Origin of the sequence: Streptomyces sp. A3M-1-3 (assembly GCF_024213665.1) — a bacterium.
GTDB lineage: Bacteria > Actinomycetota > Actinomycetes > Streptomycetales > Streptomycetaceae > Streptomyces.
Genome location: NZ_JANAVP010000014.1, coordinates 140681 through 167407, shown reverse-complemented (window position 1 = coordinate 167407; position 26727 = coordinate 140681). Strand labels below are relative to the sequence as shown.

At 69.2% G+C, this 26727-nt stretch carries 14 protein-coding genes; 4 read left to right on the top strand and 10 right to left on the bottom strand.

Annotation, left to right across the window (positions count from 1 at the left end; translation table 11 throughout):
- The first annotated feature begins 173 nt into the window (after window positions 1-173).
- Window positions 174-485 (top strand): chorismate mutase, encoded by a 312-nt coding sequence (locus NLX86_RS18240; protein WP_254372766.1) that lies wholly within the window; start codon window positions 174-176, stop codon window positions 483-485.
- Window positions 486-909: 424 nt separating this feature from the next.
- On the opposite strand, the gene NLX86_RS18235 is transcribed toward NLX86_RS18240, so the two are convergent.
- Both NLX86_RS18235 and NLX86_RS18230 read right to left on the bottom strand, forming a co-directional pair.
- Entirely contained in the window at window positions 910-2649 is a 1740-nt protein-coding gene (locus tag NLX86_RS18235; protein WP_254372765.1) for a peptidase, read from the bottom strand.
- Window positions 2650-2850: 201 nt separating this feature from the next.
- The gene (locus tag NLX86_RS18230; protein WP_254372764.1) at window positions 2851-3342 is read right to left on the bottom strand and encodes an ATP-binding protein; all 492 of its coding nucleotides are present in this window, start codon (window positions 3340-3342) and stop codon (window positions 2851-2853) included.
- A 229-nt stretch (window positions 3343-3571) separates the two neighbouring features.
- On the opposite strand from NLX86_RS18230, the gene NLX86_RS18225 reads away from it, so the two are divergent.
- Complete coding sequence (locus tag NLX86_RS18225; protein ID WP_254372763.1) at window positions 3572-4423, top strand: helix-turn-helix transcriptional regulator; 852 nt, start codon at window positions 3572-3574, stop codon at window positions 4421-4423.
- 13 nt (window positions 4424-4436) lie between these two features.
- A complete protein-coding gene (locus NLX86_RS18220; RefSeq protein WP_254372762.1) occupies window positions 4437-4643 on the top strand; it encodes a DUF397 domain-containing protein in 207 nt (68 codons plus the stop codon).
- 106 nt (window positions 4644-4749) lie between these two features.
- Here NLX86_RS18220 and NLX86_RS18215 read toward each other — a convergent pair whose 3' ends face one another.
- From NLX86_RS18215 to NLX86_RS34750, 3 genes are all read right to left on the bottom strand, one after another.
- Window positions 4750-5184: a hypothetical protein gene (locus tag NLX86_RS18215; RefSeq protein WP_254372761.1), complete on the bottom strand. Its 435-nt coding sequence runs from the start codon at window positions 5182-5184 to the stop codon at window positions 4750-4752.
- Window positions 5181-11672, bottom strand: a complete 6492-nt coding sequence (locus tag NLX86_RS18210) for an RHS repeat-associated core domain-containing protein (RefSeq protein ID WP_254372760.1) — start codon at window positions 11670-11672, stop codon at window positions 5181-5183. Before NLX86_RS18210 ends, NLX86_RS18215 begins: the two co-directional genes overlap by 4 nt.
- 174 nt (window positions 11673-11846) lie before the next feature.
- Window positions 11847-15416, bottom strand: coding sequence for a LamG domain-containing protein (locus NLX86_RS34750; RefSeq protein ID WP_254372759.1), 3570 nt, complete (start codon window positions 15414-15416; stop codon window positions 11847-11849).
- 423 nt (window positions 15417-15839) lie between these two features.
- On the opposite strand from NLX86_RS34750, the gene NLX86_RS18200 reads away from it, so the two are divergent.
- Window positions 15840-16895: an LAETG motif-containing sortase-dependent surface protein gene (locus NLX86_RS18200; protein ID WP_254372758.1), complete on the top strand. Its 1056-nt coding sequence runs from the start codon at window positions 15840-15842 to the stop codon at window positions 16893-16895.
- 76 nt (window positions 16896-16971) lie between these two features.
- On the opposite strand, the gene NLX86_RS18195 is transcribed toward NLX86_RS18200, so the two are convergent.
- The 5 genes from NLX86_RS18195 to NLX86_RS18175 all read right to left on the bottom strand — a co-directional run bounded on the left by NLX86_RS18195 (window position 16972) and on the right by NLX86_RS18175 (window position 26688).
- Entirely contained in the window at window positions 16972-18789 is a 1818-nt protein-coding gene (locus NLX86_RS18195) for a GMC oxidoreductase (RefSeq protein ID WP_254372757.1), read from the bottom strand.
- Window positions 18790-18808: 19 nt separating this feature from the next.
- Window positions 18809-20437, bottom strand: a complete 1629-nt coding sequence (locus NLX86_RS18190; protein ID WP_254372756.1) for a succinic semialdehyde dehydrogenase — start codon at window positions 20435-20437, stop codon at window positions 18809-18811.
- Between the two features lie 132 nt (window positions 20438-20569).
- Window positions 20570-22207: a serine/threonine-protein kinase gene (locus tag NLX86_RS18185; protein WP_254372755.1), complete on the bottom strand. Its 1638-nt coding sequence runs from the start codon at window positions 22205-22207 to the stop codon at window positions 20570-20572.
- A gap of 3 nt (window positions 22208-22210) precedes the next feature.
- Window positions 22211-23779, bottom strand: coding sequence for a serine/threonine-protein kinase (locus NLX86_RS18180; RefSeq protein WP_254372787.1), 1569 nt, complete (start codon window positions 23777-23779; stop codon window positions 22211-22213).
- 182 nt (window positions 23780-23961) lie between these two features.
- Entirely contained in the window at window positions 23962-26688 is a 2727-nt protein-coding gene (locus tag NLX86_RS18175; RefSeq protein ID WP_254372754.1) for a protein kinase, read from the bottom strand.
- Window positions 26689-26727: the final 39 nt, after the last annotated feature.

The following is a 26727-nucleotide window of genomic DNA, read 5'->3' as shown; positions in this document are numbered from 1 at the left end:
CCTATGGCACCGGCCCGTCCGGCTGCCATGGTTGTGCTGCTTGAGCCACTGACAAGCAACTTCCCAGGCGCCCCGGGCCGACAAGGCCCGGGGCGTTCTGTCGTTTCCGGACCCTGTCGCTCCGGGGCACCGCACCGCCCCCGACACACCGCCCCTGACAAGGAGACCCGCAGATGAGCACCACGACCGTGGAGACGCAGACATCAGCAGCCGGCGCTGCGGGCGGCGCCCGCACCACGGACGCCGCCGGCCTGATCGGAGACGCCCGTGAGCGCATCGATGCGCTCGACGACCGGATCATCGGCCTGATCCAGGAACGGATGGCCGTCTCGGCCGTGATCCAGGAGGCCCGGATCACCTCCGGGGGCCGCCGGGTGAACCTCTCCCGCGAGATGGAGATCATCAGCCACTACAGCGATGCGCTCGGCAAGCCCGGCACCTCGCTCGCGATGACGCTGCTGGAGCTGTGCCGGGGCCGCATCTGAGGGGCTTGGACCTGAGTTCGGATCCGCTCTCACCCGTACGGCGCGTGACCGGCCCCGGGGGGCTTCGTTGGTCCCGTTGTCCGTGCCAGCCAGGGGCGGCCCGAAAGAACCACGCGTGGCTCCGCTGGAGCGATGAGGCGTACGGCCCGTGGATCGTGCGTCGTGGGACCTCGCTCCAGCGTGTGACCGGTCGGCAGGGGACAGCAGCCCGGTCACCCCAGAAGGACGGTCGGCTCCGGGGACGCCCGGGCCGACCGTCCGTCATCAGCCCTCCGTCATCAGCCCTCCGTCATCAGCCCTCCGTCATCAGCCCTCGGTGAGTCGATGACCTCAGGCGGTGGTGACGGCGAGGGAGGCCACGGCGCACCCGGCTATGAGCAGCCGGGAAGCTGACTTGATCACTTGCATACCTTCATTCCGAGGTTCACACACGGGACGCGCGGCGGCGCGCGGACAGGAAGAGGACGCCACCGGCCACGACGGCCGCGGCGGCGGCGCCGACGGCCGGCAGCATGGCCGTACCGGTGCCGGTGGCGGCTAGGGAGCCACCGGTGGAACCGCCGGTCGCACCGGCCGAGGCGCCGCCCGACGCACCGCCCGAGGTGGCACCCGAGGCCGAGGCGCCGCCCGTCGACTCGCCCCCGTCACCACCGGTCGAGCCGCCGGTGGAGCCGCCGGTGGAGCCGCCCGCCGAGCCGGAGCCGCCGCCCGTGGCGGTCCCGGTGTCCTTGCCGTTCAGGACGAGACGGGCGGTGTTGTTGGACGGCTTCGGGTCGAAGCCCAGCTCCGGACGGGACTGGTAGGGGGCGCGCACGATGACGGCCCCGGTCGCGTTCTCGACGACCTTCTCGATCTTCAGCTCGAACGGCAGGGCGAACTTCGCGTCCTCCAGCACGACCGCGGAGGTGTCACAGACATAGCGGGGCGCGCCGAGCTGTTCCTCCCGGTAGCCGCCGGCGGCCGTCACCCCCTGGCAGCGCTCGGGCTTGCCGGTGACCTTGGCACCAGCGGGCACCGTGAAGTCGACGGCGGCGACGCTCTCGCCGGAGCGGATGTAGCCGATCCAGGCCGGACCCCTGTTCCGGAAACCGACCTCGGCCTTCACCGTCTCGCCTGCCGCGGCCTTCAGAGAGCGGCCGTACGCCGCGAAGTCGGCGGTGTTGTCCGTGCGGAAGTCGAACTCCCGCTGGTTGTCCCAAGGATTGAGGTCCGCGGAACGGGCCGAGGCCGCCTTCTTGGTGAGGGTCAGCTCGCGGCCGGTGCCCCGGGTGAACGTGAGGCCGGCGCGCTGTGCGGTGCGCGCCGCCTGGCTGTCCTCGTCGATGCGGTAGATCAGAGTGTCGATGTAGGCGATGTCGGTGGCCTCGATGTGGAGCGGCTTCGCCAGTTCGTAGACCGCACCAGGCTCGTACGACCCGTCGAACCAGCACACGGTCGCATTGACGGCGCGGATGCCTTCCCCGCCCTCGCTGTATTCGCAGTTCTCGTACTGCTCGGTGAAGGCCATGCCCCGCGAGTGTCTCAGCGTGAGCAGGACACCCTCGGCGGGCGCGGTGCCGGCGTTGGTGAAGGACACCGGCACCGGCTGGACCTCGCCCGGTTGCAGGTTCCGCCTCAGGGCGAGCGGCTTCATGACGAGGTCGGGGCCGCCGACCGTGACCTGGGTGGAGAAGGACGTGAAGGTCGCGCCCTCGGCCTTGCCGGTGACCTTGATGGCGCCCGTGGCACCGAGCCTGCTGCCCTCGGCCGCGGTGAGCTCGAGCTGCGCCACGCTGCTGAGGCCGGGCCAGATGCCGTGGTCGGCGCAGACGGCGGTGGCGCCGGTGACCTGGCAGTCCGAGCTGCCGTTCTCGCCGAAACCGGCCTCCGCGACGCCGGCGATACCGCTCAGGTCGATGGTGACGCTGTAGTCGCCGTCGAAGTAACCGGTCTCCTCGTCCTCGCTGGGATTGGTCACCTGGATGTCCACGGTGGCCTTGTCCGGACTGCCGGTCGCCGGGACGGGCCGGAGGCCGACCTCCGGCTCACCGCTCAGCGTGAATACGGGACCGACGGCGTACGCGGCGGCCTGCGCGGGGGTGCCCAGTCCGACGGCCAGCAGGCCCACGGCAGCGAGGCCGGCCGCTGCGCGGCGCAGACCGGCGGGCGTGGAAGAACGTCTCATGACCACTCTCTGGGGGTTGGCGCTGTGACAGCGATACAAGATCATCGACCGGCGGAGGGCGGCCGGGGTTGCCCTCCGACAGGTCACGGATTGGGGACGAAGAAGGCCCGCGCACCTGAGCGGGCCTTCGGGGGATACAGGGCGGCATGTCGACCTGCTTTCGTCAGGTGGACCACGCCCCCTCCCGGGCCGTGCCGGCTCTCAAGCAACGGCCGCCAAACTCCGCTGACGCCCTAGCTCGAACCACAGCAGCTTGCCGCTGGTCCCGAAGAGGTCGCCGCCGAGCGGATACCCGCCCCAGTTGTCGGCGCACAGCTGCACGAGTAACAGCCCCCGACCACGGTCCGCGCCGACCGATTCGGGAGGGGAGACGGGCGGCAGCAACCCGGGCGGCTTGTCGAATGGCGCCGGAATCACCGGATTGGTGTCCCACACGCTGACCCGCAGCCGGTCCCCCTCCATGGCGCGCAGCTTCAGCGAGGCGGGCCCGTCCGAGTGCCGGTAGGCGTTGGTGACCAGTTCGCAGGCCAACAGCTCGGCGGTGTCGACGAGTTCCCCCATCCCGTACGAGCCAAGCACGGCCCGCAAGGTGGTCCGGGCGATGCGCGGGGCACGCGGATCATGCGGCAACCCAAGGGTGTACGACCAGCCGGACGGGTCCGGCCAGAGGCGGTGCGGGGATACGGTGGCCATGGAAACCCCCTACAGGGAGGTGGAGTTGGATCACTCGACAGTGACGCCGTCCGGTGGCAATGCCGCGCGGGACGCGGTGCGCTTCCGGGGCTCAGGCGCCTCCAGGCGAGTGGCTTGGCTCACACCATAGACTCCAACCCCTGAAGGTTTTGTACGAGTTAGCAAAACCTTCAGCAATAGCATTCGTTGGAGTGACGGCGAGACTGTGCGTACGAATAGGAGAGTGGGCATGGCCCCGAGGAGCGCCCCGACTGCCCGCCGCCTGAGACTCGGCGCCGAGCTGCGCAAACTACGCGAACGCGCGGGAATCACCGCCGCCGAGGCCGCCCGCACCCTCGGCACCACACAGGCCCAGATCAGCAACATCGAAGCGAACCGCTTCGGAGTGAGCGCCGAGCGCGTCCGGACGCTCGCCAGTATCTACTCCTGCCCTGACCAGTCGCTGATCGACGCTCTCGCCGCCATGGCCGCCGACCGCACCCGCGGCTGGTGGGAGGAGTACCGGGAGATCCTCCCCACAGGACTGCTGGACCTGGCCGAACTGGAGCACCACGCCGTCACGTTGCGAACCGCCTACACCGCCCATATGCCCGGCCTTCTCCAGAGCTCCGACCACGCGCGCGAGATCATCCAGTCCGCAGTACCCCCACTGTCCCCGCCCGAAGTCGAACACCGACTCTCCCACCGGATCAAACGCCAGACGGTCCTCTACCGGGACGGCCCCACCCCGTTTCACACCATCGTCCACGAAGCCGCTCTCCGCATGAAGTTCGGCGGTCCGGCAGTCGCCCGCCGCCAACTGCAGCACCTGCTCGACATGAGCGAGCACGACCACATCACGATCCAGGTCATCTCGTTCGACGCCGGCACCTACCCCGGCTCCGGCCAGTCCGTCTGCTACGCCGAGGGACCAGTCCCCCAACTCGACACGGTCCAACTCGACCAGTCCCACGGCTCCGCCCTCCTGGACGCCGAGCACCAGCTGAGCAAGTACCGCACTCTGCTCGATCGCCTGGAAGCGACCGCCCTCAGGCCCGCCAAGTCCCGCGACTTTATCCACACCATCGCCCGCCACCTGTGAAAGGACTAAAAAAATGCCCAACCACGACTGGCAACAGTCCTCCTATTGCGCAGAAGGAAACGCCTGCCTCAACATCGCGACAGCGCCGGACGGCACCATCAAACTCCGCGAGAGCAATAACCCTGAGGTCATAGTCACCACGCCCACCACATTGCGAATTTTCATACGCGGCATAAAGGCAAGCAATATCAAGTGCGCCACCAACCCCGTTGCAGCGTGAACGGCAGCCCAGCACAGCCCGACACCAGGACCTCCGGAAACATCAGAAGCCCCCGACGACAATTCCGTCGGGGGCTTCTATGATTTTGAAATCCTACCGTTTCGGATCAATGTCCACGAGGAGCCGCACCCGGATCACGCTTGAAGCCTAGCTCTTCATTCACCTGCAGGGTAAGCGCCACAAGGTCTTCAAGGGGCACAGAGGGGACTCTGTAGGATTCCTCCATCATTCGTGCAACAAATAGACGGGGGAGGCTCACGTTGTACCTCTCCACATAATGAGCCAGATCCCAGCGCCACACCCATTCGCCATCACTGAGGACAGAAGAGCCACCTCTAATATAGGCGCTTCCATCAACGATGTCCGGACAGGACTCCATGACATCCAGAATCGGGTGTCCCGACCTGAGAAAGGAAACTACATCCCTCACCGGATAGTTCGGGAGATCCTCCATCGCCTCGCGAATATCCGCGCAGTAAACGGGCGGACCGTTTGGGTTGAGCTGCCGAAAGAATCCAGCGAAGCGCACCACGAGCGTCACCTCTTGACAATCGGAAGAAACATACGCCAGTAACCGCCACGAGCGATCTGCGGCACCTGTCCCGGCCCGAGAGCAGGGTTGGTACCGACCGCATTCGTCGGGGCACGAACAGTCACCCCCATCTCGTTGGCGACTTGCTGTGCAATGTTGGGTCCATCGGTGCCTGAGTGGCAGACCATGAGCCTTATGCAACCCCCCGAGTAGTTGGCGTTGCTTCGAACGGCATCAACGATCTGTCCACCGTTCACGAGACCCTCGTCAAGGTCGAGGTACCCCTCTGGCGTCCCATGCGCGATGACATCATGCTCACCACCGTTTGCCACGTTCTGCGAGTTTCGCACACTCTTAGGATCATCGCCGATTCGAGTGAATGAGCCACCGTGGGTGACGGGACTCCCGGCCGGTATTGCCCCATCCATCTCCTCGACGCTGCTGCCTCTGCTAGCTTTCTTGACCTTGGCGCGGGCCGTGGCGAGGGCGTCTCTGGCCTTGTTGACGGCCTTGGAATTCTGCCAGATGCCCTTGACGCCACCGATGAGGTCGCCGACGAGGCCGGCCACGCGCTTGGCGAGCTTGATGCCCTTGGCCCAGTTCCATGGCATGCCGTACTTCGCGAGGATCTTGCCTGCTAGGCCGCCGGCGAAGCTGCCTGCGATGTTCAGCGCTGTTTCGCCGCAGGCTGCCAGGTCTCCGCTGGAGAAGCAGTCCATGGCCGCGTTGATGCCGAGGATGTCCTTGGCGATCTCCACGAGTTCCTTGGCGGCCTGCTTGACCTGCTGCTTCGAGGCAGCGAGGTTCTTCTCGGCCTGGTCGACCTTGTCCTGGGCGTCGTTGGCCGCCTGCTCATCCTTCGACTCGCCGGACTTGATCCGGCCGCCCGAGCAGGAGTTGGGGTGGGCGTTGCAGTAGGCCTGCACGTCCGGGTCGTACAGGCCCGTCGGGTCACTACTGGAGACCGGCCGGTTGTGGGCGTAGGCGTAGGCGTTGAGCTGCTGGGGATCGTTGTGGTCCACGACCGGGTCGGGCGAGATGAACTTGCCCAGGTAGCTGTCGTACTGACGCGCCCCGATCTGGGTCAGACCGGTCGAGGCGTCGATCGTGCCTCCGACGAAGCCCTTCTCGCCCGGCCAGGATCCCGTCGCGGTACCACGCGACTTGCCGTAGGGGTCCATGCGCCGCTGGGTGACCGCGCCGGTGGCAGGGTCTATGGCCAGCTCGCTGGTGCCGTGGTGGTCGGAGGCGAGGAACGCGAGCTTGTTGTCGTTGGTCCGGATGGCGATGGCCTGGCCCGCGTACGCGTAATAGCGGGTGGCCTCCACCTTGCTGCTGCCCTTGGGCAGGCGCAGTTCCATACCGGGCAGATAGACCGTGGTCGCGGTGGCGTCGCGCCGCAGAACCCGGCTGCCCCCGGCGTCGAAGATGTTGGTGGTCGTCGAGCCATTGGCTTCGGTGACCTTGACCGGCTTGCCGGTTGCGTCCCATTCAAGGGACTGGGTGTTGCCGCCGATGGTGCGCTTGGTGGTGTTGCCCGATGCGTCGTAGGTGAAGGTGCGCTGACTGTCGCCGGTCGGGGTGTTCTCCACGACCTTGGTCACAGCGTGCGGTCCCGCGGTGCCCTCCCCGTAGGTATAGGTCCGCTTGACGTCCTTCGTCGCGTTGAGCCCGGTGTCGTGCACCGTCTCCGTCAGCCGGTTGCCGACCTTGTCGAATGTGTACGAGTTCCAGTACGCCGCAGGCCCTCCCAGCGGGCTGCTGCCCGGAGCCGCGGCGCAGGCCGAGGGGAGGGAGCCCCCCTGCTTGCCCCCTACGGTGCCCGAACCTGCGCCGGTCGTCTGGGTCGCCGCAGGCGTCCAGGACTCGGTCATCCGGTACTGGTAGTCGTACTTCAGGCACTGCACGTCGACGGCGCCCACGCGCGCGGTGTCCGCGACCGACAGCACATTGCCGATCTGGTCGTAGGAGTAGTGACTGGCCTTGGCCGGGCCGGCCACGCCCTCGACGTCGACGACCGAGCGGGTCAGCCGGTCGGTGCCCTTCTCGTAGAAGAAGGTCTGCCAGGTCTTCTTGCCGCTGCCGGTGGACAGTTGAAGCTGGTTGAGCCGGCTGGTCGACGAGTACACCGTGTCAGTGACGTACGGGGTCTGGCCGGTCATGCTCTTCGGGCGCTGCAGGTCGTCGTAACCGAGGGCGATCGCCTCGGAGGTGAGGCCGCCGGCTGCGGGCATGCCCTGGCCCTGGACCGTGCCGTCACGGTTGTACGTGGTGGTGAACGTGTAGACGCCTGCCAGCGCACCCTCGGCGGCCGGTACCGAGTACGCCGTCTTCAGCGGACGGTAGAAGTCGTCCATGGCCTGGGTGGCGGTGGCGAAGTACTCCGCGCCGTTCGTGTAGCGCAACGACGCCCATGCCTGGCCGAGCCAGCCGGCCTTGTCGTAGCGGGACTCGGTCAGTTTGGTGCCGGTGTTCGGCTCGCCTTCCCAGGTGGTGACGGGGCGGTCGAGCACGTCGTACACCACGGAGGTCTTCATGTTGCGGGCATCGGTCGTGGAGACTGGCCGGTCGAGTGCGTCGTAGACCGTCGTCGTGGCGCCGGCGTCCGGGTCGGTGCTCTTGGTCGTGCGGCCAAGCTGGTCGTACTCGTACCGCCAGGTGTTGCCTTCGGCATCGGTCAGCGAGGTGAGCCGGTCGCCGGTGTCGTACGTGTAGGTCGTCGCGTCGTAACCGGTGGAGGTACCGGCCACGGTCGGAGCGGACCCCTTGTAGTGGCGCAGCTCGACCGTCTTGCCGCGGGCGTCGGTGATGGCGGTGGCGGGCACCCCGCCCTGCGGCGGATCGGTGTGCACCCGGTCGCCCTCGTGGACGTACGTCGTGCGCCACTGCTCGACCCCGGCCACCTGGAAGATCTCCGCGGTGGTGCGGCCGAGGCCGTCGTACTCGTAGGCGGTCTGCGCCCCGACCTCGCCGCTGTTGACTGTCAGCAGCTCGCTGGAGGGTGCTCCAGTCGCGTTGTAGGTGGCGTTGGTCCTCTTTGGCTTGCCGGTGCCGTCGTAGAAGACGTCACCGACCATCCGGGTGCCGCCCGGTCCCTCGGTCTGCTTCTGGCGCGGGCGCAGCAGGCCGTCGTAGAGCTGGTACTCGACGCCGTAGGAGCCGTCAATCTCGATCTTTTCGGTCTTGACCGCGACGGGCTTGTCCCGGCGGACGTCGTAGGAGTGCTTGATGCTCGGCGTCTGGGTCTTGGCCCGGTCGGCCAGCCATACGGAGGTCAGTCGGCCCATTGCGTCATAGGCCAGTTCGGTGCGCTTGCCGTTCGGGTCGGTCTGGCCGGTCGACTGACCCCAAGCGGGTGCGTAGTCAGTGGTCGTGACGTGCTCGCGGGCGTTGAAGACCTTCGTCTGGGAAATCAGGCCGTTGACTTCGGTGTACACCGTCCTGGTCTCGGTGCCGCTGGCGTTCTTCTGCGAGGTGGCACGGCCGAAGGCGTCATACCTCGTGGTACCAGTGACCTGGTAAGTCGCGGTGGTGCCGTTGTGCGATGTCAGGCGCTCGGTGCTGGTCGCATCGCCCTTGACGGGTGCGGCGCCGAAGGCACCGTCGTCGTAGGAGGTACGTTCGTCCGCGATGACCTGCGTCCGGCGGTCGGGAGTGGCCGAGCAGCCGACCGAGACGGTCTCGCTGCGGGAGGGCAGCTGGAGGAGGTTCTTCGCCGGGTTGTCCGCGTACCACATGCGGGTGCAGGTGTCGTCCTTGGTGGTGGACAGGTCTCCGAAGTCGTCGGTTTGAGTCAGCCGGCCGGTGGCGTTGGCGGTGTCGTAGTGCGATACCGACTTCGTGGCCCGCCACGTGCCGTCCGGGAGCAGCGTGTAGCCACGCGTGGTCTCCGGCTTGACGATGGTCGCCTTGGTCGTCGCCCACGACTGCGTCTGTGTGGCGGTGTCGCGCTTCCACGGCTCGCTGACCGACTTGGCGATGACCTTGCCGTTGTCGTAGGTCTGCGACTCGATCTCGAAGCCCGTGTACTCCTGATGCCCGGTGTAGACGGTGCCGGTGGAGTCGGTCACTTTCTCGCTGCGCATGCCGCCGCCTGGCAGCTTGTCGCCGTCGAGGCCCTGCAGATACGTGTAGTCGATCCGCGTGGACTGGTTGGTGGCACTGCCGCTGGTGAGCGTCACCTTGCCGTAGCCCTGCCAGCCGCCCCAGGTCAGGTACTTGGCGTCGGTGATGCCATCCGGCTCTGCGTGCCGCCAGCCGGCGCTGCCCTGGTAGTTGTAGCGAGTGACCAGGTCCTCACCACCGCCGGTGCGGTCGGTCTCGACGACTTCGGCGACGACGTACTTGTGGAACCAGTCCTCGATCGGGTCGATCGTGCCCGGCGGCGCCCACTTCACCGGGTAGCACCGCTTGGTGGACTCACCCGCCTTCGGCAGCGCGGTCGCCGTGCAGTCGGTGGGTGCGTAGTTGACGTCGACCTGGGCGCCGGTCTCACTCAGCACCGAGGCCAGGCGGAAGCGGTGGAACGGCGCGATGTTATCGCCGTCCTTGTCCACCCGGTTGGGCAGCTGCTTGCCGTACAGGTCCAGCGTGGGGAGCTTGACGCTGCCGCCGGCCCTGCCCTCGTGATCGATCTTCGAGAGCCAGAGGGTCTTGGAGTCGTCCCCGTTGTCGGTGAACAGATGGGTGAATGTCCACGCGTCCACGGCGGCATAGGTGTCTGCGCCCGTACGCATCCGGGTCGTGATGCCGGTCAGCCGCTTGGTCGTGAAGAAGGTCGGTGCCGCCTGGCTCGTACTGCACTTGGTCGCGGCCTTGCACTCGCGGTCGACCGGGGTGTCCGGCCAGCGGGAGGCATTCGCCGTGGTGCGCTTGGTCTCCGCGCAATCGAAGTCGGCAGTGGGCAGGCAGCGTTCGGCGACCGTGAACGCCACCTGGGCCGGAGCCTTCGCGGCGTAGACCTGGCCGTCGCGCTGACCGTAGTCGATCCGCTTCAGGTAGCCGCCGCGGTGGTACGACGTGCCGTTGACGTCCGTCTTGCCGCCCAGCGCGTAGTAGTTGGTCTCCGGCGCGTAGAAGTAGGACATCACGTTGCCGTGGGTGTCCTTGACGTAGTCCAGGTTCCAGCGCCAGGCCTGCTTGCAGTGGGCACTGGTGAACGTCGCGTTGTAGCAGGGTTCACCCGAGTCGTCACCGAAGACCGGGGTCGTCCAGGCCGAGTTGGTCACCTCATTGCCGGTCGCCCAGCCGGGCAGCCGGTTCTGACCGAAGTAGTACTCGGTGCCGTCCGGGGTGGTGACCTTCCAGTGCTCGCCGTCGTCGTCGCCGTTCGTGGCGCCGGTAAGCCTCTCGACCTTCGTGCCGCTCTCGGACGCGAAGTGCCACTTGCCGGTCGTGTCGTCCTTGATCAGCTGTGTGGACGAACCGTTGAGGAGAATCGTGGCGTTGTCGTACGCCCAGCACTGCTCGGCCGAGGTCTTGTGGCCGTCGTCCGCGCAGGCCTTGTAGGACCTCTCGATATAGCCCGGCTCATAGCTGAAGCCCTCGCCGATCCAGGAACCCTGGTTGTTGGTGACGGAAGTGCGACCGTCCACGGACTGCGAGGAGTAGTTCAGACCGATGGCCGGGGTCTGTCCGCCCGGTGTCAGAACGGTCCGGACCGGATAGTTCCAGGAGAAGCCGCCGGACGAATTCGCCACGTTCCAGCTGGCCGAAGGCGCGAGTGGAGTCGCCTTGTAGTCGCCCTTCGCGGAGGAGTCGCCAGCCGCCAGGGCCACGAGCGGAGCGGCTGTGCCCGCCTGGGTGGACAGACCGCCGGTGTCCGGGGTCGCCTCGACCTCGGCCGTCACCGTCCGCTGGGCCTGATCGTTGGCCGACCGGAGCACCTTGGGCAGCTCAGGACACTTCTCGCTGCCCGGTACGGCGATGGTCGCGCAGGCCGGGAGCTGGACCAACTGGAGCCGTGCCGCGTAGTCGCCGCCGTACGCCTCGGCGAATGCCGAATAGTTCACCGACAGCGCCACCTTGCCGGAGCGCTGCACCCCGTCGGTGCGCTGGACGCGCAGCAGGGCCGCGCTGCCCAGCTGCTCGGCACGCCGGTGATCCAGCGCGGATATCCGCACCGTGGAGGGCGACGTGCCCTGCTTGTCTGCGGCCGTCGTCCCCGGGGCCTTGGTGTTCGTGTTCGAAGCCGGCGCGGCTTCGGCGACCGTGACCGGAAGCGTGCCCGGCGTGCCGTGGCCTCCACGTGCGCCCTGGACGGACCTGTCTGATGCCTTCTTGGCCGATACGGTCAGTTCGACACTGCCGGCGTCGGGCCAGACCGCCCGGTCCAGGGTCGAGACCGCGGCCTTCTTCGCCGGGTCGGCAGGCCTGGCTTTGGCCGTGGCATTCCTGCCCTCGGCCGGGTCAGCGCTGTCTTGAACACCGGGTCGTTTGGCGGCTCCGGGTTTGGCGGGCAGCGCCTGTACGCTCCCCGCCGAAAGGGCGAGCAGCACACCAAGCACTGTGGCTCCCACAGCATGCCGGGGCATGCGGGAGGCGAGCAATCGGCCACGCAGGGACATCACACAACTCCGCAAGGGCAGGGTTCGAGTGGGCGAAGAGCAGAGGAATTTGAGGTGGCGGGGCCGGGGCCTCCGGTAGCGGAGGCCCCGGCCACACACCGGGCGCTACAGGGAGGTGTCGGGCGTCGGCTGGCGCATCCTGGCGATGCCGACCGGGTCGACCGCCCCGTCGTACACCCGCACTTCATCCACGGCACCGGCGAAGTACTCGCTGCCACCGCCCTGAGCGGAGCGACCGACCTGTAGTCCGGCGGTCGCCTTCCATCGGGTGATCTCGACACCGCGGGCGGAGGAGGCCAGTTGGCCCTCGACGTAGAGCCGCAGCTCGCTGGTGAACGCGTCGTAGACGACCGCGAGATGCTGGCCGGCGCCACCAGTGTTGGGCAGCTCCTGGTCGTCCGTGAAGGTAGTCACTGGCGCGTCCGCCTTGTCCGTGGCGGCCACCGCCAGCTCCCACTGGCGGGTCGCCTTCTGGTAGCGCACCACGAAACGGTCGGCGGCAGCGCCCGGAAGGGACAGCACCGTCTGTGACTTCTCCGGGTCGAGAGCCGAGAGCTGCGCGCGGACCGCGACCGTGAACCCGGCGTCGCCCGCGACGGGAGGCGTCGCGGTGGCTGCCCACTGTGCTGCGCCGTCCAGCTCCAAGTGGCCGCCGCCGACAAGGGCCGGTTCGTTGCCGGCGATCGGGTCCGGGTCCTGGGGCTGGTAGATGGACGCATTGCCGTACAGGTTCAGCGGCTGGCCACCGGAGTGGGCATTGGCCGAAGTTCCGTTGGTGGCACTGTCCAGCGGCCAGTAGCCCTTCCGCTGGGGCTTGATGGTCATCAGATCTGCGACTTGGGCGGGGGGTAGCACGCGGTCGAAGGCGCGGACATCGGCGAGATCACCTACGAAGTGGTCGTAGTAGCCACGGACGACCCGACTGGCGGTACCGTCACCCGGGTCCTCGAGTACAGCGCCGTATCGGCGGCCGATCTGCAGACGACCGCCCTTGAGCTCGGTTGTCCCGGCCGCTGCCGTCACTGCCTTGGCCTGCTGGTTGACGTAGAGCCGCAGCTCCGGCCCACCCACCTTACCGGCGTCGTATACGGCAGTCAGGTGCACCCACTGCCCCGCGACTACCGGTGCGTCCGACGCGACTCTCACGTGTACTTCAGAGGTGGGGACGGGGCTCCGCTTCGTGAGGATGGAGAACTCCCACTTCTTGGACGAAGCGCTGTACCCCAGATTGATGGAGCCGGTGTGAATCGGCAGAGGGCGGAATGGGCCCTCATATAGCCAGTAGCCCTTGTGGCTGACCACGGACAGATCCTTGCTGAGCACTGTCGGGCGAACCCAAGCGCTGACAGTGAAGTTCTTACGGGGATCCAGAACGGGCGCACCGGAGTCGAGGTACGCGTCTGTCGTGCCGTTGAAGCGTGCAGCGACGTCCGCTGTCCCTCCCGGACCCGGTATTCCGAAGGTCACTCCCGCTCCCGGAGTGGCCGGATTGTCGCCCGTCTCATCATGGGCCAGGTCAGTGCCAGCCTCATCGGCCAAGTTCCACTGGCCGACCGCCGAACGACCATCGGCCACCAGGAACTCGTACTGCGCCGGAACGCTGACGTTCTTCGCCTTGTCGAAGGACTCGACCGTGACCCAGTGCCGGCCGGCCGACATCGGGGTCCAGCTCAGCGAGGCAGGGGCTCCGACCTTAGCGGCGGCCAGAGTCTTCTTCGGCTGGCCGCCGAAGCTGTACCGGTATTCGACAGCCTCGGTATCAGTTCCGGTACTGGTGTCGGGCGAGAAGGTGAACGTACCCACCGATCCCACGCCATCGTGTCGCATTTCGTCGTCCGGGTATTGCTCAGACACCACCTTCGGCGCGGGAGGGGCCGTGTTGTCAAAGATGAACTCGCAGCGCTGCGTACCCGTGGAACTCCATTCGCCCCAAGCATCTCCGTCAAACGCCCTGGCGCTCCAGTAGACCACCGACTTCGGCTTGTAATTCACCATCTTTGCCGCTTCGACCGTGTAGGTGAACGGCGTTCCAGCGTTCGGAGACTTGTAGACAGTGTCAGAAGTGAACGACTGAGCGGCGCTGGCTGTGTCGGTGTAGGCAACCTTGAACTGGACCTTCACCTGGTCGGTCTGTGAGGTGGTGTGGTCCGGGTCGCGCGTCTCCGTCCGGAGCTGAGGCCAGATATTGCTGTAAGGACGGCTCGTCCCCCAGGCACATACGCCACCGGGGTTCGAGGACATCAGGGCCGTACTGATCTGCTTCGGCGGCGTGTTGTAGCTGATCGACAGGTAGGTGTTGCCGCAGATCCGCTTCCAGCCGCCGAACGATGTTTCATTCTCGGCCTTCAGGCCCAGCGTCATGTTCGCCCAGCCACCGGCCGCGGCGCTCTGCACCTGAGTGGTCAGCCCACCACCCTCGAAGTGGATGTTGGCCTGGCTGGAACACGACGTCGGCTGAATCTGCTTGTCGACCGTCATCAAGTGCTGGGACCAGGAGTCCTTGGTGGTGTTCCAGCTACTGGACGACGTAATGCTGTAGTCCTTGCCGCCGATCCGGTACAGCTGAAGCGGCTCCGCCCGGGCGTCGGCCCAGTAGACGTGCTCGACCCGGCCGGAGAACGTCGCCTTCAGGATCTGCTTGTCCTTGTAGAAGGACATTGGGGTGGTGAACAGCAGTCGCCGGACGCCCACACCGTTGCAGGACACGGGACTGTAGTCCGTCGGGCACTTGCCGGCGCCGGCACTCCCGGAATACTTCCAGTCCTGAATGGTCGGCTTGCCCGACATCACCGATGTCCAGGCGGTGCGGGACGTGGTGCGCTGGAACGGATCGATCACGATGGGGAACACGGTGCCGGAGCCCCGCAGAAGCTTCTGGTCTGGAATCAGCGTGAGCTTCTTGGCGCTGATCTCAAGCCCCAGCGGCGATGTCTTGCCCCCGCCGCGCGGGCCGTCGAGCAGCGGCCGGGGCGCCGAACGGAGCGCCGAGCGCGCGGCCATGGGCCCCGTGCCACTTTCGGTGGCCGAGGCCGAGTCCCACATCGCGGGCGCGGCAGCTTCGAAGACTGTCCCGCCAACCGCCGAGTCGACCGCCTGCACAGCGCCGGAGGCGTTCTCTCGCAGAGTGATCCCCTGCGTGCCGAGCTCCAGTTCTATTCGCTTCAGCTCCGGGTTCGCGGCGGCTTCGGGCGTATTGACCACGAGCATGTGGCCGAATCCGTCCACCTCCGCGCGCACTGCCAGGTCCACTCCCGGCAGCACATTGGAGTACGTCGCCGCACTGCCTTCGACGCGGGGTGCGGGCAGCTTCCCGCCCGGCCAGGTCAGCGTGAATTCGCGGCCGGCCCGTCGCATCACCGCGAACGGACCTTCCCCGCCGCCGGAGAACACCACGTCGACGGTGGCGGCCTTCGGCCTCCAGCTTCCGCCCTTGTCCTTGACCAGGGTGTCGTCGACTTGTACCCATGCGCCGTTGCGCACGGCACGCACGGGCTCGGCGTACTCCCGCGCGGTAAACGAGCCGTCCGGATTGGCGAACACCTCACGCCGCTCCTGGCGAAGGCCCGTTACCTCGACCGGTGCGCCGAGTCGGCGGGCTGCGGCATGAGCCAGGTCCTCGGTCGGCTGCGGTCCAGCAGCAGGCTTCTCACCGGCCGGAGTCTGCGACGCGGCCACGGCGGCGACCGCCGGTGCGGCACCCCCCGGTAAATCGAATGCGACGGCCAGGACTGCAGTGGAGGCAACAACGGCCCCCACCCCCCTCAGCCGTGTGCTCCATACGGCCACTCCGGCCATATCCCCCACCCCAAGTCACAGCAATAACACAGGTCGTGAAGATCCTGTGGTGACTGCGGAGGAAACAGCAAGGCCCCAATATCCGACATGCCGGATAACCCTTGGTCACGAATTGATCACACGTCACACGAGTGGAGTGACGTGTCCCGCGTCACATAAGAATTCTGTGAGTTCAGGACAACCGTTCGCGCAGGTCGCAGGTCATGCATGCGGAACCAATGGCCTCACTCGTGTCCCCCACCGCGGAGGCCCCACACTCTCCGTGCCGCCCCGTGCGGCACGCCAGACTTCACTGAGGTCTTCATGAAGCTTCGCCGCGCCATGGCCCTTGCGGCCGCGACGGCTGTCATCGCCCCGGCCGCACTGCTCGCGGCCCCGGCTGCGTACGCGACGGACAACCCCACGACGACGACCACTACGACCGGTGGCACTGGCACCGGCACGCCCGAGGACCCCGCGGACCCGGGCACCACCACGCCCGGGGACCCGGCCAAGCCCGGCGAGGACACCAATCCCGAGAACCCGGCCGAGCCCGGCGACGACACCAAGCCGGAGGACCCCGCGGACCCGGGCACCACCACGCCCGAGGACCCGGCCAAGCCCGGCGACGACACCAAGCCCGAGAACCCGGCCAAGCCCGGCGAGGGCGACGAGGAAGAGGACGGCGAGGAACTGGGCGAGGAGCCCATGTTCTGCGAGGAGTCGAAGCTCGACCTCACGTTCAAGGGCCTCCCCGGCAAGATCGCCGCAGGCAGCGGCTGGCACGAGTTCAACCTGAACGTGCACAACCCGTCGAAGTCCATCGTGTCCGAGATCGACTACTTCGCCGCTGCCTCTGCCGACAAGTTCGGGGACAACATTTTCTCGACCAAGAAGGTCGTTCTCCAGTCGTACAACTATGAGATGGAGGCCTGGGAAGACCTCAACGACTACGGCGACTCGACTGGCTGGGTCGGCCAGTCCAACGAGCTCAAGCCCGGCCACGAGGTCAACATCCCGCTGCGCCTCAATGTCAAGGCCAACGCCCCGGTGGGCGTCGGCTTCACACTCGGCGCCGGTCTGTACTACGACGCCGAGGAGAACTGCCTCGGTGGCGGCGAGACCGCTTGGAAGTTCCAGATCGTGAGCTCCGGCACGGACACCGACGGCACTAAGCCGCAGGAAGGCGGCAAGGTCCCGCTTCCGGCGGAGAAGCCCGTCACCAACACGGCGAGCAACGTCTCGGGCAACCTCGCCGAGACCGGTTCTTCCTCGATGCTGCCGACCATCGGTGCCATCGGCGGTATCACCATCCTCGCCGGTGCCGGCGTGATGTTCGCCGTCAAGCGCCGTAAGGGCGACGAGGGCGCTGCCGCGTAACGCGTAACCCGTAACAGAGCGAAGGGGCTGCACTCGGAGGGGAGTGCAGCCCCTTTCTGCTGTCCGCGCGTCCGCGTTACTTCCGCTTCTTCGCGGGGACCTTCGGTACCGCCAGCAGCGGCAGCTTCAGCGCGCCGAACGCGTCCTTCGGGACCGCCGGCCGGTGCGGCTCGACCGGCGCGAGCCGCGTGTAGGCCGCGCCCTGTTCCGGGCGCGGGTCGCGCTCGCCCTTGTTGGGCCAGTACGACATCGCGCGCTCGGCCTGCGCGGTGATGGTGAGCGAGGGGTTCACGCCCAGGTTGGCGGAGACCGCCGAGCCGTCGACGACCGAGATGCCCGAGTGGCCGTACAGCCGGTGATACGGGTCGATGACCCCGTGCTCCGGGTCGGCGCCGATCGGGCAGCCGCCCAGGAAGTGGGCGGTCAGCGGCGTACCCATGAGCTCGCCGACATTGCTGCCCGCGAATCCGTTGATCTCCTCCGCGAGGAGCGTCGCGGCCCGCGTCGCCTCCGCGATCTGCTTCGGGTTCGGCGCGCCGTGCCCCTGACGGGCCGTGAGCAGGCCCTTCCCGATGCCGCCCGCCTTGCGGTAGGTGGTGAGGGAGTTGTCCACCGACTGCATGACCAGGCCGATGATGGTCCGCTCCGACCAGCGCCGGTTGGAAAGCGAGCGGAGCAGCAGCAGCGGGTGGCGGGTGACGTTGCCTAGCCAGCCCAGCACGCGCCGGCCGCTGTACGGCACCTGGAGGATGGACATCGCGCCCATCGCGTTGGAGCCCTTGCCGTACCGGACCGGCTCGATGTGGGTGGTGGCGTTGGGGTGGATCGACGAGGTGATCGCGACACCCTGGGTGAAGTCCGCCTTCTTCACGCCGTGCCGCTTGCGGTAGCGGCGGTTGTCGGTCTGGGCGCCGACCAGGGCCTCCGAGTTGGTACGGGTCAGCTCGCCCAGCCTGGCCGATATGCGGGGCAGCAGCCCGCGGTCCTTCATGGTGTGCAGGAGCGTCTGCGTGCCGTACGTACCGGCCGCGACGACGACCTGTCGGGCCCGCAGAACCTTCGGCTTCGCCTTCCGGCGCGCGTCGGTCGGCACCGTGGAGACCTGGTAGCCGCCGGCCGGGTCGTCCGTCAGCCCGACGACCGAGGTCATCGGGTGGATGACGGCGCCCGCCCGCTCGGCGAGGTGGAGGTAGTTCTCGTTCAGGGTGTTCTTCGCGCCGTGCCGGCAGCCCGTCATGCACTCGCCGCACTGGGTACAGGCGGCACGGGCGGGTCCGGCGCCGCCGAAGTACGGGTCGTCGACCGCCGCGCCGGGCCGGGCCGTGAACGACCCCTCGGCGTCCTGGCCGTCGCCGAAGAAGACGCCGACCGGGGCCAGATGGAAGCTGTCGCCGACGCCCATGGCCTCGGCGGTGGCCTTCAGGTGCACGTCCGAGGGCGTCATGGTCGGGTTGAGCCGTACGCCCAGCATCCGCTTGGCCTGGTCGTAGTACGCCGACAGCTCGTCCTGCCAGTCCGTGATCCCGGCCCACTGCCGGTCCTCGAAGAACGCCGCAGGCGGTACGTACAAGGTGTTGGCGTAGTTGAGCGAACCGCCGCCGACGCCCGCGCCCGCCAGCACCATCACATTGCCGAGCAGGTGCACGCGCTGGATGCCGTACAGGCCGAGTGCGGGAGCCCACAGGTAGTTCTTGATGTCCCAGGAGTTCCTGGGGAGGGTCTCGCGGGTGAAGCGGCGGCCCGCTTCCAGCACCCCGACCCGGTACCCCTTCTCGGTCAGCCGCAGCGCGGACACGGCCCCGCCGAAACCGGATCCGACCACGATGACGTCGTAGTCGTACGACGCGTCGTGCGACGCGTCGTCATCGTCCTGGGCATGGGTGTCCTGTGACATCGGCTCTCCTGATCAGGAACTAGCGGAGACGGAACGCCTTCATGGCCCGCAGGCTGCGGCTCATGAACGCCGCGTACTTCTCGTCGTCCATCCCGAAGGACGGGGCCATCGGCATCAGCCGCTGATGGGCGACGGTCTGGGCCTCGGTGTACTTGAGGATGCCCTCGGAGCCGTGCCGCCGGCCGAGGCCGGAGTCCTTCATGCCGCCCATCGGCGACTGGACACTGCCGTACGCCGGTGCGTACCCCTCGTTGATGTTGACCGTGCCGGTGCGCAGCCGGGCGGCGACCGCGTGGCCGCGCTTGCCGTCCTTCGTCCACACGCTGGAGTTGAGGCCGTACGGGGTCGCGTTGGCGAGCTCGACCGCCTCGTCCTCGTCGCTGAAGCGGTAGATTGAGACGACCGGGCCGAAGGTCTCCTCGGTGCACACGGCCATCGGCGCCTCGACGCCGTCGAGGATGGTGGGCTCGAAGAAGAGCGGGCCGATGTCGGGGCGGGCGACTCCGCCCGCGACGAGTGTGGCGCCCTTGGCGACGGCCTCCTCGACGTGCCGCCGTACTGTCTCCAGCTGGCGTTCGCCTACGAGCGATCCCATGTCGGCTCCGTACGCGAGGGCGTTGCCGAGCCGCATGGCCTTCGTACGGGTGGCGAAGCGCTCGACGAACGCGTCGGCGACGGACTCGTGGACGTACAACCGCTCGATGGAGATGCACAGCTGTCCGGCGGACGAGAAGCAGGCGCGCACCGCGCCGGCCGCGGCCTTCTCGACGTCGGCGTCCTTGAGGACCAGCATGGCGTTCTTGCCGCCGAGTTCGAGGGAGACGCCGACGAGCCGGGCGGCCGCGCCCTGCGCGACCTCGCGGCCGGTGCGCGTGGAGCCGGTGAACGACACGTAGTCGGCGTGCCCCACGACCGCCGGGCCGACGACCGGACCCTCGCCCAGGACCACCTGGAAGACCTCGGCCGGCAGACCGGCCTCGATCAGCAGGTCACGGGCCCACAGGGCGGTCAGCGCGGTCTCGGTGTCGGGCTTCATCACGACGGCGTTGCCGGAGACGAAGGCGGGCAGCGCGTCGCCGACGGACAGCTCGAAGGGGTAGTTCCAGGGGGCGATCTGGCCGATGACCCCGCGCGGCTGGCGCAGCTCGGTGACCTTGGTGAGGGTCGGCACGGCGCCGGCGTGGCGCTTCGGCTTCAGATACGACGGCGCCTTACGCCCGTAGTGGCGTGCGGCGACGGCGACGGCCTGGACCTCTTCGTGGGCGTGCAGCCTGGCCTTGCCGGTCTCCAGCTGGATGAGGTCGAGTACCTCGGCCTGCCGCTCCAGTACCAGGTCGTGGAAGCGGAGCAGGACCGCGGCCCGCTGCCGTACGGGCGTGGCCGCCCACACCGGCTGGGCCTTGCGGGCCCGCTCGAAGGCGGCGGCGACGTCCTCGGGGGTGGACTCGGGCAGGTCGGCGAGCTTCTCCCCGGTGAAGGGGCTGTGGTTGGCGGTCCGGCCCGAGCCGGTCACGCCGCGTGTCAGCTGCGCGACGACCTCGGGAGTGACCACATCGGCGGCGGTGCGCGCACCTGCCGGGGTGGTGGCTACGGGGTTGGTGCCGAGAGGGCCGCTGCTGAGGGAGGCGGGGGCCTGCGAGTCCGTCATGGCGGTGAGCGTATGACGATTGGAAGGCTTTGGGTACCCGGCGGTAACACTTTTTGACCGTGCCGTTGACCGCGCCAGTGGCTGCTGGCACAAAGGCCCTGATCAGCGGCTCGTCATGGGAGCCGCCAAGGCTCAGCCTTGTGTGAAGGAATCGAGTGCGGCGTCGAAGTGCGCTCTGGCCTCGTCCTGGCTGCCGACCGGAGCGGACACCCACACGTCGTACAGCAGGCCGCCCTCCTCCCAGCAGATGTCGTACGTGTGGCGGCCACCCGTCTGGCGTTCCGCCGCGGTGAAACCGTTCCAGGTGAATTCCCAGAACGCGGCCGGGAGTCCGTTGCGGGTGGTCCCGCTGACCCGGCCGTCGCGGTAGCCCGGGGTGTTGGACGGGCCATCGGCGTGCGACCGGTTCATCTCGGCGAGCGGGCCGCCGGGGCCGGACGGCTGGACGCGGATACCGATGCGGGTGACGTCGCCCGGCGACGTGTAGAAGACCCGTTTGTCGTCCGTGGAGCGGGTGAAGCCCTCCGGTACGGCGAGGGTGAAGCCCTGCGGATCGGCCACGATCCGGTACCCCGCCGGGGCCACGGGCGCGGAGACAGTCGCCGTGGCGGTCGCTGTCGCGGTGGGGGTGGCGGTCGCGGTGGCGGTCGCGCGGCTGGGTACGGACGCGTGCGTGGGCGTGGCCGCACGGGTGGGCGCGACCGGCAGCGTACGGCTCGGCCCTGCGCCCGCCCGGCCGTCGTCCCCGCCGCCGTCACCGCGCCCGGGGAGCAGCGCGGCGACCGCGGCGCCCGCCCCGCCGATGGCCACGACCAGCAGGACGGCGATCAGCACAGTGCGCTTACGCGTCCAGGGACGCGGAGCCGGCCGGAGGTTCGGCGGGACGTCCGGCCGGAGGTTCGGCTGGACCTCCGCCGCGACCACCCGGTCGGTGGGCGTGTACGCGGGGGAGCGCCCGGTCGTCACGTACGCCCGCAGCAGGCGCTCGGCCTCCGTCGCGTCGATGCGCCGCGCGGTGTCCCGCTCCAGCAGCCCTCGTACGACCGGGAGCAGCGGGCCCGCGGCGGCCGGCGGGCGGATCTCGTCCTGGACGACCGCGTGCAGGACACCGCCCAGCGAGTCCCGGTGGAACGGCGATTCACCGCTGAGCGCGGTGCACAGCAGTACCCCGAGCGACCAGAGGTCCGCCTCCGGGCCGGCCTTGGCGCCCTGCATCCGCTCGGGCGCGGTGTACTCGGGAGAGCCGACGAAGGAACCGGTCTCGGTGAGGGTCGTCGCGCCGCTGACCTGCGCGATCCCGAAGTCGGTGAGCACGACACGGCCGCTGCCCGCCTCCATCAGGACGTTGGCGGGCTTGAGGTCCCGGTGCAGCACTCCGCGAGCATGCGCCGTGCGCAGCGCGCCCAGCAAGGCGAGTCCGATCCGGGCGGCCTCGCGCGTGTCGACCGGACCCTGGGTGGCGAGCCGGTCGGCGAGCGAGCCGCCGTCGACCAGCTCCATGACCAGGTACGGCCGTTCGTCCTCCTCGACGACGTCGTGCAGGACGATCACGTGGGGGTGCTTGATCTGCGCGACGGTGCGGGCCTCGCGCAGCGCGGCGGAAAGCCCCGTGGACGCATGGTCGAGGTGCAGCTCCTTGACGGCGACCTCGCGGCCGAGCAGTTCGTCGGTGGCCCGCCACACGGTCCCCATACCGCCCCGCCCCAGCCGGGCTCCCAGCCGGTAACGCCCCGCGATCAGGCGGCTGTTGTCATGGCGCTCCTCCGGCATGAGCTAAGGCTGCCAGCCGCGCAGGACGGTGTCGAACTGATCCCGGGTCGTCTCCCAGTCGTCCACCGGCCCCGACATGTAGATCGCGTACTCGGTGCCGTCGTCCCCGTAGTACATCTGGTCGATGGCTCGCCGCTGCCCGGGGTGGTCCTTCGACTCGGTCCAGGTGAACTCCCAGAGCGCGGACCTGACCTGGTCCCGGTAGGTGTTCTGGTTGAGCTTGACCCGCTTGTAGCCGGGCAGCCGGGTGCTGACCGTCTTCTCCACGTTCAGCATGTGCATGTACGGGTTCTCGAAGTCCGGGCTGTCGTCGATCCCGATCCTGATCCGGTGCCTGCCGTCGTCCGGCGTGTAGTCGATCTGGTCGCCGTCCATCCGGCGCTTCCAGCCGTCCGGTACGAGCAGGCTGAAGCCCTCGGGATCGGTCACCCGCTGCCAGCCCGCCGGTACCGCGTCCGGGCCGGTCTCCTGGCCGGTCTCCCGGCCGGTCCCGGTCTGCGTGCCCCCTTGCGCGCCGCTGCTCGAACCATCGCTGCCGTCGGCGTACTTCATCGCGCCGAGTCCGACACCACCCCCGACCAGCGCCGCGAGAACGACCACCACGGCCGCCCGCCGGAAGCGGCTCCTCCGTACAGCGGGCGTGGCGGGCGTGGCGGGCGCGGTGGGCACGGTCGGCCCGGTGGCCGGGGCTGCGGGCTGGGCGGTCGCCGCCTGGACGTACTCCGCCGGCACCTTCTGCGTCGGCACATACGCCTGGGCCGCCTTCGGTGCGCGCCCCTCCATGGCGTCCAGCAGCATGCGTTCGGCCTCGGCGGCCGAGGGACGGTCCGCCGGTTCCTTGCGCAGCAGCGCGATGATCACGGTGGCCAGCGGGCCCGCGTGCCGCGGCGGCGGCGGCTCGTCGTGGACGACGGCCTGGAGCGTGGAGATCGGCGAGGTGCGGCGGAAGGGCGAGCGCTCCTCGACGGCCGTGTAGAGGGTGGCGCCGAGCGACCAGAGGTCGGAGGCCGGTCCAGGATCGCCGCCCTGCACCCGCTCGGGCGCCAGATAGTCGATGGAGCCGACGAGTTCACCGGTCCGCGTGATCGTGGAGTCGCCCTCGATCGCGGCGATCCCGAAGTCGGTGATGAGGACCCGCCCGTCCTTCGCGAGCAGGACGTTGCCGGGCTTGACGTCCCGGTGCAGTACGCCCGCCGAGTGGGCGGCGCGCAGCGCGCCGAGGACGTGCAGTCCGATGCGGGCGGCCTCCCGCGGCTCGATCCGGCCCGCGGCCTTGGCGGCGTCGGCGAGCGAGGGGCCGTCGATGTACTCCATGACAATCCACGGCCGGTCGTCGTGTTCGAGCACGTCGTGGACGGTGACGACACCCGGGTGCGCGATCCGGGCCGCGGCTCGCGCCTCCTTCTGGGTGCGGGCGTGCAGGACGATCCGGTCGGCCTCGGCGACGTACAGACCCGCCGTCAGTTCCTTGACCGCGACGGTCCTGTGGAGTACCTCGTCGTGGGCACGCCATACCTTGCCCATGCCACCGCTGCCGATGCTCTCGCCCAGCCGGTACCGGCCGGCGAGCATCGTGCCCGCGCCTGTCCTGTGATCCACGTGCCCCCGCCCTGTTCCTTCGGATGCCAGGTTACGGAGCGAAATACGGCCACGGAACAGCGGAGCACTCACGGAGACAGCACTGTGACTCAGTCCGTGACTCAGCGCGTATCGCCGGTCGCAGCCAGGGGTGTTCGCTGCTTTCCGGTCGCTTCTCAGCTCGTGGCGCGGTAGGTGGCGGTGGCCTGTTCGAAGATCTCGCTCACCTCGTCGCGGCCGGACTCGGGGCCGATCACCATGACGACGTGGTAGCGGCCGTCCACGACCGTGGCAAGGTTGCGGACGTACACCTCCCGGCCGCTGCTGTCCGCCCACGTGTACTGCCCCTCCGCCATGACCCGCTGCCCCACGACGACTTGCCGCACCCCGGTGGAGGTGGCCCAGCTGGAGTCACGGAACGGCTGCAGCTCGCGCTCCTTCTCCCGCTGGTACGCCATCGGATCCGTGCCGTTGTCCCGCACGGTGTCCCGGCCGGGAACGATGATCAGCTCGTACTCGCCGCCGGTGTACCGGACCTGGCCGCTGTCGTTGAGCGGGCGTCGCCGCCAGTCCCGGTCCACGGCGACCTGGAACCCCTCCTGGTCCTTGCGGAGTACGTACCCCTCGGCCAGGCCGCCGGCGGGCACGGTCGTCTGCGGCTGCTGGGAGGAGGGCTTCTTCGACGGCCCGGATGTGCCGGGCTGCTGCTCCGGCTGCGAGTCGGCGGGCGCGGAACGGCTCGGTCCGACCGCTCCGGGCCGCTGCTGCGCGCCCTCCCCGCCCGCTCCGTCCGATTCCGCCTTGGGCATGAACATCACCGCGTACGCGACAACGGCCGCCAGGGCGAGCAGGACCAGCAGCAGCAGAATCCGGCCCAGCGACCTGGGCCCGCGCTGCCGCCGCGCGCGCTCGGGCCTGGCCCTGGTCTTGCGCTGCCGGTGCCGGCCGTGCAGAACCGCGGGCGAGGCCGCGCGGCGTCTGCGTACGAGTTCGCCGCGGCGCCGTACGACCGGGAGCCGGGTGCCGTCCAGCGAGGGCACCGGCACCACCTGGGCGCCGGCCTCCGGCTCCGGAGCGGACCGTACGAGCGAACGCAGCCAGCCGCGCAGCTCCTCGAAGTCCGGTCGCTCGGTGGGGTCCTGGCGCAGCAGCGACTCGACCACGGGACGCAGTGGTCCGCACTCCTCCGCGAAGGCGGGCGGTTCGGCGCAGACCATCTGGACGAGTTCTGCGGCGTTCTCCTCCGGGTAGGGGGCGTGCCCCTGTACGGCGCGGAACAGCAGTGCGCCGAGCGCCCACAGGTCTGTCGAGGGACCGACCGGCGCGGCCAGCTGCCAGTTCTCGTGTACGGGACCGGCCTGCTCGGGCGCCCAGCGCTCGGTGACGGCCCCGACGACGGCGATCCGGGTCTGCCGGGCCCGCTCGGCGGCGAGCGGGGTCGCGGGCCCGCGGTAGCCGGGGCTGCGCGCTCCGGCGACGACTTCGTCCCACCCTCCGGCGGGCGCGGACGTACCGCCGGTCCGGCCGGACGGCGCAGCCGCCCCCGTACTGCCGGCCCCCGCGGGCGGTGTGGCCGCCCACGCACCGCCGGTCCGCGCGGGCGGTGCGGCCCCCGTGCCGGCGGCGCGCTGGGGCGGTGCGGCGGCGTCCGTCCCGCTGGTCCGCTCGGGCGGGGCGGGGGCCTCCAGCGCGGCGTGCGCCTGACGGCGCTGGTCGGCCCGCAGACCTTCCCCGGCACTGCCGCCCCGGGGCGCGGCTCCGTGCCAGGAGCCACTGCCGCTGCGGCCGCTTCCAGCCGCGCTGCCACTGCGGCCAGGCGCGCTGCCGCTGCCGCCGTGCCGTGCCTCGTCGCTCCAGGTGCCGGCCAGTTCCGCCCGTCGCAGCTCGGGCACCTCGTGCTCGCCGGTCCGGCGCCGGTCCGTACTCCTGGGCAGGCTGTCGCCGGGCCGGGCGCCGCCGTACGGATACGCGTACCCCTCGGGCGCGGCGGAGCCCGGCGCGCGGCCCTCGCTCTCCGGCGGTGCGGGCCGCTGGACGGGCAGGCTGCCGGTGCCGCCGGGCTGCTCCTCGCCGACCCGGGCGGCGGCGCGGGCTCCTGCGCGGTACGCGGCGATGGCCCCGGCACGGGCGGCGCGGACGTCCGCCGCCGCCCCGGCCCCCGGCGGCAGCGCGGTGCGCGCGCCGGGCAGCTCCGCCGGTTCGGCCGTACCCAGGTCACCACCGGTGCGGTACTGGCCGCCGTACGACACCGCGCTGTCCGGCGCCGCGGCGGCTTCGGCCGACGGTACGGGGGTGGCCTCGACGACCGGTTCCGCGGCGGGGACCGGGTCGTAGCCGCACAGCGCCTCTTCGGCGGCGCCGGACGCCAGGCCGGTCAGCACGACCCGGCCGTCGTCGCACACCAGCACCGTGCGGACGGTGATGTTCCGGTGAGTCCAGCCGTGTGCGTGCAGGACACGCAGCGCGGTGAGTACGTCCGAGGCGACCTCGGCCGCCCGGTACGGGCTCAGCGGTTTCTCCGCGAGCAGCGCCGCGAGGGGCCGCGCCGCCACCAGCTCGCTCACTATCCAGAGCGAACCGCCCTCCGCGAACACGTCGAAGACCTGGTCGAGCCGGGGGTGGTCGGGTATCTGCGCGGCGGCCTGGGCCGCTTCGATCGCCCGCCGTACGGCGGGATCGGTGGGGCGCCGCGTGGTGCGCCCGGAGGCCCGCCGCGGGGCCGGCAGCCCGTCCCCGTCGAGCATCTCCGCGTCCACGACCTCGGGCAACATCACCTGCCGGACGAGCACTTCCTGCCCGCTGTAGGTGTCGAACGCCCGCGTCTCCACGAGTTCGTACTCGTCGGACGGGGGCAGGGGCAGGCGGTAGCGGTCGGCGAGTACCCGTCCCGCATAGTCGTCCACGACGCCTCCCCAGAGCGCGCTGTTCCCCCGGTGCCCGCC

Coding starts and splice junctions, on each gene's coding strand:
- NLX86_RS18195 (WP_254372757.1), bottom strand. CDS start 18,789: ATGTCACAGGACACCCATGCCCAGGACGATGACGACGCGTCGCACGAC.
- NLX86_RS18225 (WP_254372763.1), top strand. CDS start 3,572: ATGGCCCCGAGGAGCGCCCCGACTGCCCGCCGCCTGAGACTCGGCGCC.
- NLX86_RS18180 (WP_254372787.1), bottom strand. CDS start 23,779: ATGCTCGCCGGCCGGTACCGGCTGGGCGAGAGCATCGGCAGCGGTGGC.
- NLX86_RS18240 (WP_254372766.1), top strand. CDS start 174: ATGAGCACCACGACCGTGGAGACGCAGACATCAGCAGCCGGCGCTGCG.
- NLX86_RS18230 (WP_254372764.1), bottom strand. CDS start 3,342: ATGGCCACCGTATCCCCGCACCGCCTCTGGCCGGACCCGTCCGGCTGG.
- NLX86_RS18185 (WP_254372755.1), bottom strand. CDS start 22,207: ATGCCGGAGGAGCGCCATGACAACAGCCGCCTGATCGCGGGGCGTTAC.
- NLX86_RS18190 (WP_254372756.1), bottom strand. CDS start 20,437: ATGACGGACTCGCAGGCCCCCGCCTCCCTCAGCAGCGGCCCTCTCGGC.
- NLX86_RS18220 (WP_254372762.1), top strand. CDS start 4,437: ATGCCCAACCACGACTGGCAACAGTCCTCCTATTGCGCAGAAGGAAAC.
- NLX86_RS18200 (WP_254372758.1), top strand. CDS start 15,840: ATGAAGCTTCGCCGCGCCATGGCCCTTGCGGCCGCGACGGCTGTCATC.
- NLX86_RS18235 (WP_254372765.1), bottom strand. CDS start 2,649: ATGAGACGTTCTTCCACGCCCGCCGGTCTGCGCCGCGCAGCGGCCGGC.